This window comes from Burkholderia sp. LMG 13014 (genome assembly GCF_905232215.1).
Taxonomy (GTDB): Bacteria; Pseudomonadota; Gammaproteobacteria; order Burkholderiales; family Burkholderiaceae; genus Burkholderia.
The window spans coordinates 30,994-45,249 of sequence record NZ_CAJNKE010000013.1; the positions used below are offsets into that span (position 1 = coordinate 30,994).

General features: G+C 63.7%; 14 protein-coding genes. 11 read left to right on the forward strand and 3 right to left on the reverse strand.

All coding sequences use genetic code 11. The annotated features are described in order from the left end of the window. Window positions 1-64: 64 nt before the first annotated feature. The 6 genes from JYJ84_RS03615 to JYJ84_RS03640 all read left to right on the forward strand — a co-directional run bounded on the left by JYJ84_RS03615 (window position 65) and on the right by JYJ84_RS03640 (window position 6,749). Window positions 65-1,168, forward strand: a complete 1,104-nt coding sequence (locus tag JYJ84_RS03615) for a porin (protein ID WP_175221435.1) — start codon at window positions 65-67, stop codon at window positions 1,166-1,168. Window positions 1,169-1,270: 102 nt separating this feature from the next. After that, window positions 1,271-2,401, forward strand: a complete 1,131-nt coding sequence (locus JYJ84_RS03620) for a YncE family protein (RefSeq protein ID WP_175221436.1) — start codon at window positions 1,271-1,273, stop codon at window positions 2,399-2,401. Window positions 2,402-2,590: 189 nt separating this feature from the next. Next, window positions 2,591-3,136 (forward strand): heme-binding protein, encoded by a 546-nt coding sequence (locus JYJ84_RS03625; RefSeq protein ID WP_175221437.1) that lies wholly within the window; start codon window positions 2,591-2,593, stop codon window positions 3,134-3,136. 36 nt (window positions 3,137-3,172) lie between these two features. Then, window positions 3,173-4,372, forward strand: coding sequence for an acetamidase/formamidase family protein (locus JYJ84_RS03630; protein ID WP_175221438.1), 1,200 nt, complete (start codon window positions 3,173-3,175; stop codon window positions 4,370-4,372). A 94-nt stretch (window positions 4,373-4,466) separates the two neighbouring features. Continuing rightward, entirely contained in the window at window positions 4,467-5,768 is a 1,302-nt protein-coding gene (locus JYJ84_RS03635; RefSeq protein WP_175221439.1) for an MFS transporter, read from the forward strand. 48 nt (window positions 5,769-5,816) lie between these two features. After that, window positions 5,817-6,749 carry a fumarylacetoacetate hydrolase family protein gene (locus JYJ84_RS03640; protein ID WP_175221440.1) on the forward strand — a complete coding sequence of 311 codons (933 nt, stop codon included), beginning with the start codon at window positions 5,817-5,819 and terminating at the stop codon, window positions 6,747-6,749. 51 nt (window positions 6,750-6,800) lie between these two features. Here JYJ84_RS03640 and JYJ84_RS03645 read toward each other — a convergent pair whose 3' ends face one another. Next, window positions 6,801-7,670 (reverse strand): AraC family transcriptional regulator, encoded by an 870-nt coding sequence (locus JYJ84_RS03645; protein ID WP_205182759.1) that lies wholly within the window; start codon window positions 7,668-7,670, stop codon window positions 6,801-6,803. Between the two features lie 140 nt (window positions 7,671-7,810). On the opposite strand from JYJ84_RS03645, the gene JYJ84_RS03650 reads away from it, so the two are divergent. From JYJ84_RS03650 to JYJ84_RS03665, 4 genes are all read left to right on the forward strand, one after another. After that, complete coding sequence (locus tag JYJ84_RS03650; RefSeq protein WP_175221441.1) at window positions 7,811-8,752, forward strand: alpha/beta fold hydrolase; 942 nt, start codon at window positions 7,811-7,813, stop codon at window positions 8,750-8,752. 295 nt (window positions 8,753-9,047) lie between these two features. Then, window positions 9,048-9,329 carry a YciI family protein gene (locus JYJ84_RS03655; protein WP_175221442.1) on the forward strand — a complete coding sequence of 94 codons (282 nt, stop codon included), beginning with the start codon at window positions 9,048-9,050 and terminating at the stop codon, window positions 9,327-9,329. A 577-nt stretch (window positions 9,330-9,906) separates the two neighbouring features. Continuing rightward, window positions 9,907-11,145, forward strand: a complete 1,239-nt coding sequence (locus JYJ84_RS03660) for a porin (protein WP_175221443.1) — start codon at window positions 9,907-9,909, stop codon at window positions 11,143-11,145. Window positions 11,146-11,301: 156 nt separating this feature from the next. Further along, complete coding sequence (locus tag JYJ84_RS03665; protein ID WP_175221444.1) at window positions 11,302-12,096, forward strand: SDR family NAD(P)-dependent oxidoreductase; 795 nt, start codon at window positions 11,302-11,304, stop codon at window positions 12,094-12,096. Window positions 12,097-12,130: 34 nt separating this feature from the next. Here the strand turns inward: JYJ84_RS03665 and JYJ84_RS03670 are convergent, their stop codons facing one another. After that, window positions 12,131-13,273, reverse strand: a complete 1,143-nt coding sequence (locus JYJ84_RS03670; protein ID WP_175221445.1) for an FAD binding domain-containing protein — start codon at window positions 13,271-13,273, stop codon at window positions 12,131-12,133. A gap of 39 nt (window positions 13,274-13,312) precedes the next feature. Then, entirely contained in the window at window positions 13,313-13,501 is a 189-nt protein-coding gene (locus JYJ84_RS37600; protein WP_236027227.1) for an alpha/beta fold hydrolase, read from the reverse strand. 497 nt (window positions 13,502-13,998) lie between these two features. On the opposite strand from JYJ84_RS37600, the gene JYJ84_RS03680 reads away from it, so the two are divergent. Next, complete coding sequence (locus JYJ84_RS03680; protein WP_236027229.1) at window positions 13,999-14,208, forward strand: fumarylacetoacetate hydrolase family protein; 210 nt, start codon at window positions 13,999-14,001, stop codon at window positions 14,206-14,208. Window positions 14,209-14,256 lie beyond the last annotated feature (48 nt).

Genomic DNA, 14,256 nt, shown 5'->3' on the forward strand with positions numbered 1-14,256 from the left:
AGACGTCCCGTTCAGGGGTATCCGGTATCAAAAGACCGAAATGGAGGGGTAGACAGTGGTGGAGATGAGGAAAGCAACGATCGCGGCGCTGATCGGTGTGGCGTTCAGCGGATCGGCTTTCGCGCAGAGCAGTATCACGCTCTCCGGGAAGATCGATAACGGCCTGACTTACGTGACGAACGAAGGCGGGCATCACAACTTCAAGATGGACAGCGGCGTGCTGTTCCCAAACCTCTGGATCATGTCGGGTGCGGAAGAGTTGGGCGGCGGTTACCGGGCGGTGTTCAAGCTGTCGTCGCTGTACAACCTGAACAACGGGCAGCTGAACCAGCCCAACACGTTGTTCGGTCAACAGGCGTATGTCGGCGTACAGACGCCTTACGGCATGATCACGCTGGGTAACCAGTTCGACTTTACCGCCGAATTTCTGGCACCGCTCAACGTGAGTTCGGCTGGCAGCGGCTATGCCATTCACCTCGGTGACTTCGATCGCACGAACAACGACCGCTTGAAGAACGCGATCAAGTATATGAGCCCGACGTGGGGTGGATTCCAGTTCGGTGCGATGTACGGGTTCAGCAACACCCCCGGCAGCTTCCATGACGGTAGCGGCTGGAGCGCAGGCCTGCAATACACGAACGGGCCGCTGACGCTCGCGACCATGTACACGTTTGTCGCAACGCCGACGATCGATCCGTACGCGCAGATCGGGGTGCATTCGTTCTTCGGTCTCCCCGTGGCGACCGGGTCGGGCGACAGCGTCACCGACGCGGCACCGAATTTCCAGATCCGCTCGCTCGGTACGCTCGGCGTCGGCGGGTCGTATGCGATCGGCAACGTCACGTTGTACGCGGACTACACCAATACGGTTCTGAGGTTTCAGGACGCGAAGTCGGTCATGAACGTCTACGAAGGCGGTGCGACGTGGCAGGTGACGCCCGCGTTCCAGCTCGTCGGCGGTTATCAGCACACGAGCTTCGAAGCGCACGCGTGGAACCAGGTCACGGCCGCGGCGCTGTATTCGCTGTCGAAGCGGACGACGGTCTACCTGTCGTCCGACTACCTGAAGGCATCCGCGGGCGTGGATGCGGTGATCGGCGCAAGCTTCGCGCCGGCGCCGACCGGCCACCAGGCGGATATCCGGGTTGGCTTCGCACACACGTTCTAACCGAATGGCGTGCCGTTCTGCCGACAGGGTGTCGGCGGGCCGCCGAAGCTTCTTGACCCGGGGCGTCCCGGGTCTGTCAATGAGTACAAGGAGGAGTCAATCATGAAACGAGCCTATTTCGCCTTCGCAATGATGAGTCTGACGGCGGCCGCCGCCGTTGCGTGGGGCGCCGATGCAGCTGGAGGCGGCCCGAAGTTGATCACCACCATTCCGGTCACGAGCGAAAAGCCGTTCGGTTTCGATATCAGCGCCGCGTCGGATGGAAACTACTACCTCGCCGACGGAGCGAACGGGACGCTCGACGTATTCGATGCGACGACGATGCAATTGCGCGACCGGATCAAGGCCGACTTCGCGGGTATCGGTCCGACTCATGAGAAGTCGGGCCCGTCGGGCGTGCTGCCGATTCCCGGCACGTCGCAGGTGTACGTCGGCGACGTGAACGCGGTCAAGGTGATCGACGTCGCATCGAAGCAACTCGTGAAGCGCATCGAGGTCAGCTCGTCCGGTATTCGAGCCGATGAAGGCTGCCTCGATCCGAAGCACCATATCGCGATGTTTTCGAGCGGCGCCGAGCAGCCGCCGTTCGTGACCTTCATCAATACCGACACGCAGTCGGTGATCGCGAAGATGCCGCTCGCGGATTCGACCGGGCTCGAAGCGTGCGAATTCGACTCGAAGAACGACAACTTCGTGCTGAACAACGACGGGATGAAAGCGAATCCCAAGGGTGAAGTCGATCTGATCCCGGCGAAGTCGGTCCTCGAGGCCAAGCCGGTCATTCAGGCCGCGCTGAAGCTGAAGGGTTGCGATAGCCCGAGTGGCCTCGCGCTCGGACCGGGCAACGACGCGCTGATCGGCTGCGATCCGGACGAAGGCGGCAAGCAGACGACGTTGATCATCGACCGGACGAATGGCACGCCGCTCGCGCAATTGCCGTTCGGTGGAGCCGACGAGGTGGCCTACGACCCGGTTTCGAATCGCTACTTCCTGGCCGGCGGCCACCACTCGACAGACAACGTGTCGCGGGTGGGAGCGAAGGATGCGAAGTTCGACCCGGCCCTCGGCATCATCGACGCCAGCACCCGTAACCTCGTCGCGATCGTTCCGACAGGCAAGTTCTCGCATTCGGTCGCAGTCGACGGTGCGTCGCATCACGTTTTCGTTCCGTACGGTGCCGGGTCGTCCGCGCAGTTCCCGGGAACCGGTGTTGCGGTCTTCGCGACGGAATAACGACTCCAGTGTGGTGATTTTCCGCGGGGGAGGGCCCCGCGGCTTTTTTTATCGCTCATTCCCTGCTGCGTGGAGCCGAAATATCGGACTGGAAGGTAAATCGCGCGGCTGGCTGGTTAAGTGACGAGGCTTGACCGGACGTACGCTGGAACTCACGCGTACAGGGTGACGCGGAATCAGGAGACGGAAGTGAAATTCAGGTTACGGGCTCGGTGGCTGCTGCAGTGGATGACCGTCGCGGCCGGATTCGCCGGCGGGATGCACGCTGCCTTCGCCGAAGACGCACGCGACAACGCAGCGATACCGACCTACGTGCTGAGCTACGCACAGACACAGTCACTGCTGTCGATCGCGGTCGACGACGCGAAGGCACGGCATCTGGCGATGGGCTTCGCCGTCGTCGATCCGGGCGGCCATCTGCTCGCCGCGGTGCGGATGGATGGCGCGTCGTTCTCGAGCGTCGACTTCGCACGCGGCAAGGCGTTTGCGTCGGTCGCGCTCGGCGGCCAATCCGGCGTCACGCTCGAACATCGCTACCGCGACGATCCGTCCGAGTACAGCAACATGTCCGGCGCCGGCTACTACGCGCCGTTCCTGCCCGGCCGCGGCACGTTCCCGGTATTCATGAACGGTCATCTGCTCGGCGCGATCGGCGCCGCCGGCGCGCCCTCGGAGATCGACGATCAGGTGGTACTGAAGGCGATAGCCGGGCTCGGCGCTCAATCCGCGCGTTGAACGCGCGTTGTCCTTAAAACTAAGTCTGGAAGACGTATGAGACACGACACGGAAATGGAACATCCGGGCGACACCCCGGCAAGCGAGATGGCGACGCGCGGCGCGACGACGATGGACGGGACCGCGCAATGCCGCCGCACCCTGCTGAAGCTCGGCTTCGGCGCAATCGCGGCAGGCGTCGCAGGCATCGTACGGGCGCAAACGCCGGCTCCGAAGGCGCGCACAGCGACGATGCAAGTCGTGCCGGGCGGCAAGACGGTCAAGCTCGCGCCGTCGTGGGACACGGTGCAGGTTGGTCAGATGACGCCGGACGCCAAGGCGGCGGTGTCGATTCAGTCCGGCGACACGGTCTGGTACGACGGCACGTGGACCAACTGGGGCAACGAAGCGAAGTACGGGATGGGCTTCAAGGAGCGCGAGCCGATCCGCAAGAAATATCCGAACGGCGCATTCTCGCTGATCGGCCCGGTCGAGATCGACGGTGCCGAGCCGGGCGATGTCGTCGAATGCCGGATGCTGAAGATGCGGCCGATCGATTGGGGCTGGAACTCCGCGCCGCCGGGCGTCGGGGCACTTCCGGGCGATTTCGGTCCGTACCTTCGTTATCTGAAGTTCGACGACGCGCGTACCTATGCGTCGTACGTACCGGGCGTGCAGATTCCGCTGAATCCGTTCCAGGCCTATCTCGGCACCCAGCCTCCCGGCGACCACGTGATCAGCGCGAACTTCGCCGGTAGCTACGGCGGCAACCTGGATTGTGCGGTCCTCGGTGTCGGAACGTCGGTGTTTCTGCCCGTGCAAGTTGCCGGAGCGCGCGTGTGGACAGGTGGCTCGATGGGCGCGTCGGGCGAGGGCAACATCGATCAGACGTCGATCGAATCCGCGTTCGAGGAGATGCGGATCCAGTTCATGCTCCACAAGCGCTCGCCGCTCAACGGCCCGATGGCTGAAACCCCCGAGTACTGGATCGGCTTCGGCTTCGCCGACAGCCTCGACGACGCGCTCGTCGCATGCATTCGTCAAACGATCGGATGGATGGCTTCGGCAACCGGCATTGCGCCGGTCGACTGCTACGGCATCCTGAGCGTTGCGGGGAGCTTCCGGATTACGCAGTATGCACACCAGACCGGCACCGTCTACAAGACAGAGCCGCCGAAGGGCGTGCATTGCATGGTGCCGAAGAACATCTTCTCCGCCGACATGTTGCACCGCCTGTCGGCCTACACACGCGCGTAATCGCACGTTCTTCACGGCTTTGGAAAGAGCGGCCGCACGGGCCGGATCCATGCATTGCGGGGACCGGATCGTGCGTGCCGAAGGAGATTGTCAAGTGAAACTGAATGATCGGAAAACCGCAGTCGACGTCGATACGGCGGAGCTCGGCGGCATGAGCCGCGCAATCGCACTGCTTGTTTGCTTTCTCGTCGTCGTTCTGGACGGCTTCAACACGACGTCGATATCGTTCGTGGTTCCGATGCTGGCCAGGGACTGGCATCTCACACCGGCCGCATTCACGCCGGTATTCGTCGCGACGAACGTCGGCGCGGCGATCGGATTCATCGTCACCGGTTCGCTGGCGAATCGCTTCGGACATCGCTCGGTCGGGCTCGCCAGCGTCATGCTGTTCGGTGGATGCACGTTGCTCACCATGTATGCGAACAACGTCGCGCTGCTGTCCGTCATGCGGGTTCTGGCGGCGATTGGACTCGGCGCGGCGCTGCCGATCGCGATCACTGCTTCGGCAGCGATCATCGGCGGCAAGCACAAGGTTGCCGCGTCGGTCCTGGTGACGACCGGGATGTCGGTCGGCGCCGTGACCGGGGGCCTGGTCGGTGGCCCGCTGATGCATCGCTTCGGCTGGCAGGCGGTGTTCCTGATCGGCGGCATCTTGCCGTTTGTGGTCGCTCCCGCGTTCTTCCGGGTGCTGCCCTCCGCCGCATCCGCGCCAACGGGTACGCAAAGCCGGGAACGGCCGGTGGCGAGCACGGTGCGCGCGCTGTTCGCGAACGGTCGCGCGGGCTATACCAGCGTGCTTTGGCTGTTCTCGTTCCTGATCTTTATGGACGTCTACGCACTGTTGTTCTGGCTTCCGACCATGCTTCTCTCGTTCGGCTTTTCGCTCGAGCGCGCACCGGCCGGGATGGCCGCGTTCAGTGTCGGCGGATTGAGCGGAAACCTGCTGATGACGGCCGCGGTCACCGCGATGACCGTCGCCGGGAGGTTGCGTGTGAAGTCCGCGCTGGCCGTGGGGATAGTCTGCGTGATCGCAGGCATTACGGCACTGAGCCAGGCCGCGCTCTCGCCGTCGATCGTGCTGCTGTCGATCGGCGTGATCGGTGCGGGGCTCGTGAACGGGATCATGGGCCAGACGGCGCTTGCGGTCGCGTTCTATCCGCCGAGCATCCGTGCGACCGGCGTCGGCTGGGGGCATGCAATCGGACGCATCGGCTCGTTCGTCGGCCCTGCGATCGGAGGAGCGCTGCTCGCGACGGGTTGGGATACGCGCAACATCGTGCTCGTTGCCGTTGTGCCGGCCATCGCCGCCATCGCCGCGCTCGGCTTGCTGACGATCATCGGTCGCGGGGCGACCGGCGGTGACACGGTCGCAGACGGCGCGCCGATCGCCCACTGAATCGTTCTCCATACCTATTCTTCGAAATCAGCGGAATCACGCTCAATCATGAAAATCATTGCTTACTCGGACGCGGGCAACACAGCGCTTGGCGTCGTCACCAGCGATACGCATTTCGTCCCCGTCGCGGAAGTCGCGCCGGATTTGCCCGCGACGCTGATCGAAATCCTCGAATTGGACGACGGGCTCGAACGCCTGCGCGCATCGGTCGCCGGCAAGCCGGGCACCCGGCTGCTTTCCGGCGTGACGTTGAAGCCGTTCCTCGAGCGGCCGAACGCAATGTGGGCGCTCGCGCTGAACTTCAAGAGCCATATCGCCGAGACAGGCCTGCAAACGAATCCCGACTATCCGCATCTGTTCTTGCGCACGGCCGCGTCGTACGTCGGCGCTGGCGAGCCGATCATCGCGCCGCCGCAGGCCGTTGCGCGCGCATTCGATTACGAGGGCGAGCTGGGTGTGATCATCGGCAAGCCGGGGCGCTACGTCCCGGTGGAGCGCGCGCTGGACTACGTCGCCGGCTACACCTGTCTGAACGAAGGATCTGTGCGCGAATACCAGGTGCACAACCGGCAATTCGGCCTCGGAAAATGCTTCGAAGCGTCGGGGTCTTATGGCCCGTGGCTGATGACGCCGGACGAGTTCGGCGACCCGGCGAAGCATTCGGTGCTCACGCGAATCAACGGCGTCGTCCGGCAGCGTGCGCCTCTCGACGACATGCTGATCGACGTTGCGCGCACGGTCAGCTATCTGAGCCGCGGTTATCGGCTTCGCCCCGGCGACCTGATCGCGATGGGGACACCGGGCGCGCTGAAGCCGGCACCGGACGACGTCGAAGGAAATGATCTTTCGCGACAGTACGGGCCGTTCCCGACGCCGGGTCTGGTGCACATGCGCCCGGGCGACTGGGTCGAAATCGAGATCGAAGGATTGGGCGTGTTGGGAAATCCGGTGATTGCCGATCCGTCGGACCTGCTGGCCTGACCTGCGCTGCATGCGTGCTCCCGCACGCATGCAGTAGACCAACCGAGCCGGTTAGTCGAATCGCTCGAGATCGAGCGTGACCGAATGCCGGCGAAAATCGCTCGGCGGCACACCCATGTGCTGTGCAAAGAAGCGCGTGAAGTGGCTGTGCTCCTCGAAGCCGAGCTCGTCCGCAATGTCGGCGAGCGGGCGGTCACTTTCCGCGAGCAGCCGAATCGCATGCGACATCCGGACCCAGTCGATATAGTGCTGCGGCGAGATGCCCATGCAGCGCCGGAATTGCTCGAAAAAACGCGACCTCGACAGCCCGACTTCGCTGGCGACCTGCGTGACCGTCGCGTTTGCGGACGGCGTGCGCTTGATGAAGTCGAGCGCCTTCCTGATTCGGAAATCGACCGGGCGGGTTGACGGCGCAATGCGGGTCGTCAGCTCCGGATCCGCGAAATCGCGCCCGAGCGCGGTGATGAGATCCTCGAGGATCGGCAAGCAGCCCGCATCCTGCGCAACGAGATGATTCGTGATCGCGGCCGCCAGGCGGTCGACATGATGCTGGACGTCCGGCGTGACGACGACAATTCTGCGCGGGAAGATGTCGGCCGGGCTACCGTCCGCCAGGCCGAGCCGCTTGCGCAGCCACGGCGGCTCGATCACAAGCGACAGGATGAGCGACGGGGTGTTCTTGTTTGCGCATTTTGCGTGCTCGACCCACGGGTTCAGGCAGATGGCGGAGTCGGCGCTCAGCGTGCAGTCTTCGGCACCCAACCGGAAGTCGCAGTCGCTGCCGCCGAGCTTGAACAGAAACTGGTATTGCGAGTGCGCGTGAGCGACGAGCGGCCGGCTGATGAAGTTCACCGTGGCGCGACCGAATTCCCCCTGCAGGATCCAGACCGGCTTTTCTGATTCCATTGCTGCTAGCACCATGTCCACCTTCTCCGATACCGCCGCGGCGGGAGCGCCGTCGCGATGAAGAAACGTTGCTTGCACGTCCGCGCAAGCCGTCTACTTAATCAAATGCGCGACAGCCCGTCAATCCGGGAAAAATCGCATGCGGTGTGTGCGCGATGCTCGACACGCATCACGCTGAAATATCCGGACGATCGGGTAAGCCGTCGCTTCAATCGATCATCGTTCTGGCCGCTCGCACGATAGAGTGTGGCGAGGTCAGGCTGCATCGTGCGGCCCCAATGGATGTGAGTGAAGAGAGGAAGAGGATGAAGGCATCGTTTGAGCGCGAGGGCATCCGCTTCGCCTATGAAGAATCCGGCCCGCATGACGCGCCGGCGATCGTTTTCAGTCATGGCTTTCTGATGGACGGCGAAATGTTTCGCCCGAACGTCGCCGAGTTGAGCGATACGTTCCGCTGCGTCGTCTGGGATCAGCGTGGCCTCGGTGCGACGGGGCCGACCGATCGCGCGTTCAGCTACTGGGATTCGGCCCGCGACCTGATTGCGTTGCTCGATCACCTTGAAATTGCGTCGGCGTCGCTGGTCGGCATGTCGCAGGGCGGTTTCGTGTCGATGCGCGCGGCGCTGCTCGAGCCCGCCAGGTTTCGCGCGCTCGCGCTTATCTCGACGCGAAGCGATCTCGACGACGCATCGGTGACTGCGTCGTTCGAGGAACTCAAGACGGAGTGGGCGCGTAACGGCGCGGCCAACGTCGCGGAGAACCTCGCCGGGTTCTTGCTCGGTGCCGACTATCCCGCATCGGCTTGGATCGACAAATGGCTGAAAATGCCACGTGAGCACTTCCAATACCCGGTCGATGCGCTGACGTCGCGCGACGATATTACGGCGCGGCTCGGCGAGATCACGCACGCATCGATCGTGTTCCACGGCGGCGCCGATGCAGCCATCCCGCTTTTTTGCGGCGAGGCACTTGCCGAAGGGCTGCCGAACTCCAAGGGAATGGTCAACGTGGTTGGTGCCGGACACACGCCGAATCTGACCCACGCTCGGGATGTCAATCCGAAGCTGCGGGATTTCTTGCTGCGCTACGGACGTTGATCGCGGCGCCGGAACGATGAAATGCGGACGATTCGGTAAGCGGGCGCATCTTGTGACCAATGCCCGGTGCGATGCACGTCGTATAGTCTCATCAACGCAAACCTGGGCACTCATTCAATGCGCATCGTTCGTCTGAAATCGACGGAATGGAACGCAAAACAGCAGGCTGAATGATATGCAGGCGTATTGCGCATGACTCATTGATCAACATGCCGTATCGAGCGACGCGTGTCGTCACGCACCATCCCGACTGACGACACTGCCATCAGCGGCTCGCATCCCGTAAGGAAAGAACATGTTTTTCGTCGTTTACTGTCTCGATCATCCGGGTATGGCGGAGCGTCGCAAAACCCACTTTGCAGCACATAAGGCGCGGCTGCTGGCGTCACCGTTGAAGGCGAGGATTGCAGGGCCGCTCATCGATCCGGACGGGTCGGTGGGCGGGAGCCTGTTTCTCTATGACGCGGACGATATCGAGACCGTACGGCAACTGGTCCTGGAAGACCCATTCAACACGGAAGGCATCTGGAAGACGGTCGACATCCGGTTTTTCATGAACCGGGCAGACGAGCACTGATGCGCCATTTCGCGTCGTCAACCATTGATGACGTCTCAACTGTTTTCACTCGCTCCGGACCGCGCACACCGCCGTTCGCTTGAGCATCCACTCGCGCACGCCACCTTGTTCGACGGCCGCATCGCCGCACGGACATCGCACCGACCGTTACTCGCCATCCGACTCGAATAAAGAAAAAGGCTTATGGCGGGCGGGCGACGAAGCAAGCCAACCCGATGTCGCCGGGTGTCACGTGTCGAGACACCGTCGTCGGAAAGCAGGCGAGACGGGTAAACACCGACTCGCAATTCATGCCGGACGCATGAGCTGCCGTCTATAATTTATCGAACGATCACTATCGTCGAAAATCGAAATGGGGCGTTCCCGTCCCGAAACTGTCGGTAGCGCACGTTTTCGTGATCGCGGGTGCGCGGGACAGGAGAAGTCGCGCCGGCGTCCATGCCAACCAGGTTCCCGGTATCGGTCGCACCGTAAACAATATTATTCGCACTGCATATAAATAATTGAAAGCCGTCATTCAAATTGAAAGTCCGCCGGACGGCGCTGTCGAGTTTTCCAGTCAACCGAGAGAGGTGATATGTCGATCGAAAGAAAAGCATGGATAGCCGTGGCCGCGTTGCCGCTCGGATGGGCGTGTGGCGCGTTCGCGCAGAGCAGTGTGACGTTGTACGGGATCGTCGATCCCGACGTGGTATTCGTCAGCAACGCGCAATCCGGAAGAGTGGCGGGCGCGCTTCACGGCGATCGGCAGGTGTCGCTGCAGGACGCGACGACGTCGGCCTACGTGGGCAGCAGATTCGGGATCCGCGGCCGGGAAGACCTCGGAGCCGGAACGTTTGCGGTTTTCACGCTGGAGAACGGATTCAGCGTCGCGAACGGCTCGCTTGGACAGGGTGGCGCACTGTTTGGCCGCCAGTCGTTCATCGGCGTGTCGAACGAGCGGCTTGGCAGCGTGACGCTCGGCCGACAGTATTCGCCGGTGATCGACTATCTCGCGCCGCTCACGACAGTATCCCAGTGGGGCGGGTTCATCACCGCGCATCCGGACGACATCGACAATCTGGGCCTGACCGTGAGGCAGAACAATACGGTCAAGATCGCGACGCCCGTCTGGCACGGCTGGTCGGCTTCCGCGATGTACGGATTCGGCGGTGTCGCGGGCCACGTCGGCCAGAATCAGGTCGTTGCGGCAGGCGCGGGGTACGTGGGCGGTCCGTTGCGCATCGGTATCGGCTATCTCAACGCGTCCGCGCCAAACGTGTCGATGTGGGGTGGGCAGCCTAGCGGTGGCGGCATCGCGGCGAACAACATCGGTTCGTTCGGATCGGCCACGGCACCGGAGCGCAATCCCGTGATGGCCGGATACGCTTCGGCGAGTCGCGAGGAAACGATCGGCGCCGGTGCAAGCTATACGCTCGGCAACGCGACGATCGGCGCGGCCTACACGAACACGCGCTTCATCGGGCTGGGGTCGGACTCGGGGCCCAATCCGCGCGGCTATACCGGCAGCGCGAGTTTCAATGCGGTCGAACTCAACGGCAGCTATCGGATCGGTGCTGCCGTGTCGGTCGGCGCGTCGTATTCGTACACGCTGGCGCGCGGGCCCGACGCGAGCGGTGCGCATTACAACCAGTTCAACGCCGGTGTGCACTACGCGCTGTCGAAGCGGACCGACGTCTACATGATCGCGGTCTATCAGCGAGCGGCCGGCACCGATTCGCTCGGTCAGGCGGCCGTTGCGTCGATCAACGGGATGACGCCGTCGGCGTCGCGCCAGCAGTTCGTGGACGCCGTCGGCATCGCGCATCGCTTTTGACGGGTGCATGCCGCGCGCTCGCCGCTGCTGTCGAGACGTTTAAGGATATTTCAGACAGGCCGCGGCGCCGGCGGGACTACCATCGGATGGTAAGCATCGGCGGGACGCACACGCATGGGTCGGCCCGCCGTTTTCGACCTGAACGAGAGTCACATCATGAATATCGATCTTTCCGGCAAGCTCGCCGTCGTCAGCGGCTCGACCGCCGGCATCGGGCTCGCGATCGCGACGGGGTTGGCAGCGTCGGGCGCGAAGACGATCGTCAACGGCCGGACGCAGGCGAGCGTCGATGCGGCGCTCGCCGCGATTCGCGCCAGTGTCTCGCACGCGCAGGTCGACGGCTGCGTGGGCGATCTCGGTACGCGTGCCGCGTGCGATGCCCTCGTCGCGGCCTTTCCCGCGGCGGACATCCTGGTCAACAACGTCGGTTTTTATGCACCGGGCACGATCTTCAGCACCGACGATGACACATGGGAGCGCTACTTCCTCGTCAACGTGATGTCAGGCGTTCGGCTCACGCGCGGCTACCTGAAGGGGATGATGGCGCGCGGCTGGGGGCGCGTGGTGTTCATGTCGTCGGAGTCCGCGTTGAATGTTCCGCCGGACATGCTGGCTTATGGCTTTTCCAAGACCGCGCAGTTGAGCATCGCGCGCGGCATCGCGAAGCAGGCGGCAGGCAGCGGCGTGACCGTGAACGCGGTGTTGCCGGGGCCGACGCTGTCTGACGGCTTCCGCTCGATGGTCGAGGCGACGGCGGCCCGGCAGGGCAAGTCGGTCGAACAGTTCGGTATCGATTTCGTACGCGCGCATCGGGGCAGTTCGATTCTTCGGCGGCCGATCACGCCGGAGGAAGTGGCGAACCTGGTGGTCTACGTATGCTCGCCGCAGGCGTCGGCGACCACGGGCGCGGCGTTGCGGGTGGACGGCGGCGTGGTCGAGACCATCGCGTGATCCGAACGATGCTGCGCGCGTGGCCGGGGGGCGGTCACGCGCGCCCCATGATCCGGGTGCCGAGCGAGATGCCGAGTTCGGACAACGATGCGTTGGTCGTGAGCTGAAGTCCTTCCCAGCGCAGCAGCGCGGCATCGAACGCGGGGCTGCGCGCGACGCCGCGCAACGCCTCGGCGAGACCGACTGCATTCTCCGCCGCTTTCGCGACGCCCGCAGCGGTGTGCGGGCGGACGAGGCAAGCCGCGTCGCCGAGCAACACCGCACGGCCAAATGCCATGCGGTCGACCGCGAGATCCAGGATCGACTGAGCGAACGGCGCGCGCGTCGCGTCGACGAGCGCGGCGAGCGTCGGCGCCAGCATCCGGCGGCCCGCTTCCACGAGTTCGAGTCGATTGTCGTCACGCATCGCGCCGGGCGGCAGCGAACCGTCGCGCTGCGTGCCGTCCTGCGCAAGGAACAAGGACGGCAGGCGATCCTGCGCGAGCCGCCGGTACCAGACCCAGTTCACGCGACGCTTGCCCGGTTCGATCGCGCCGTCGCGGCCGGGCACCAGGTAGGTCAGGAACAGATGCGCGTCGCCCTGTTGAAACGTGAAGCGATCGCGCAGCACCTGCAGCACCGTGTCAGGAAGGTCGTGTTCGTCGACGAGCCCGCGCCACGCGACATAACCCGCGTACGCGGGCCGCGCATCGGGCAGCAGTTGCGCGCGGACGTTCGAGCGGCCGCCGTCGGCGCCGACCAGCAAGTCAGCCTGTTCGATGCGGCCGTCCGCGAAATGCACGATCACGCTGTCGCCGTCTTGCTCGAACCGCTCGAACGATACGCCGGCGTGCACGATGCCGGCCGGCAGCGCGCGCTTCAGGGCCGTGTAGATCACGTTCCACGCCGTCTGCGTTTGCGGCATGAAGTAGCGTTGCACGATCCGGTCGTGCTCGTCGAGATAGATCCGGTCGACCGAATCGACGCCCGTATCGCGCGGCACGGATACGCCGCCGAACGCGAACGCGTGCTCGATCGGCGGTTGCAGTACGATACCGCCGCCGCGGCTGTCGAGGTCGTTCGGCGATTGCTCGAAGACCTTGACGCGCCATCCGGCCGCACGCAGCGCGGTCGCCGTGAACAGCCCGCCCACCGATCCGCCGATGATAAGCGCCAGCGGGCCCGAAATGTCGCTCATGATGCCTTCCTCCCGATGATCCGTGATGTGCGCGGCAATTCAGCCTTTCCAGTGTTTCAGGAAGTCGAGCAGCAGCGCGTTCACGCGCTCCGGCTGCTCTTCGTACGGCAGGTGTCCGCACTGCGCGAGCGGCTCGGCACGCAGGTTCGTCGCCATGCTTTCCCAGACGGATTTCATGTCGAACATCCAGCCGAGCGCATCGAGCAGCCCGGCGAGGTCGTTCGCCATGTTGCGTTTGCCGTAACTGGCGGCCGGTTTGCCGGTTTCGCCGTAGCCACGTGGAAGGATGATGACCGCCGGCCTGCGGCCAGCATGGATGTAGCGGGGCGAATGCCGTTCGCAGTGGCGGTGTGATGGATGATCGAAGGCGTGGCGATAGTCAATTGACTTTCCGTGTTCGGTGCAGCCTGCTCACAGTTTGGGGGCGGGCGTAAATGTCTTTCGATGATAGGAGAAGCAATCGGCACGCCGGATAAATTATTCTGAATTCGTCTGGTTGCGCGCGCGGCCGGTATTGATCCCTAAGTGGTGGTCGGGTTGCCGGCGCCCGCTGATTCTCGCGTGAATCGCTCGGGAGGTGGCGTACGGACACGGCGTCCCGTCGCGCGCTCACGACCTGTCCGGCCAACCAACGATCCCCGGCGTGTAGATGCCACATGTCGATTCGACCGCCGTTGAGCATTCGTTCTTCAGCGACGCGACGCTGCGCGATTCCGCACGCCGAAGTGGACGATGGGCAAGAGCTTCGACAGGACGAGGGCGACGAGTTGCCGCGCGGCTGCAAGGGGTTGCGAATCCAGACGCGCCTGAACGGCGCGGTCGTGCAGGAGGCGTCGACGTCGGACATGATTTTCGATGTCGAAACGCCTGTCGTGCTGCTGAGCGACGTGATGAAGCTGCATGCCGGCGACGTGTGCGAAATCGAGATCGAGTGACCCGGCGTGTTTCTCAATCCGGTCGCGCCGACGGTTGTGGCTAGCGGA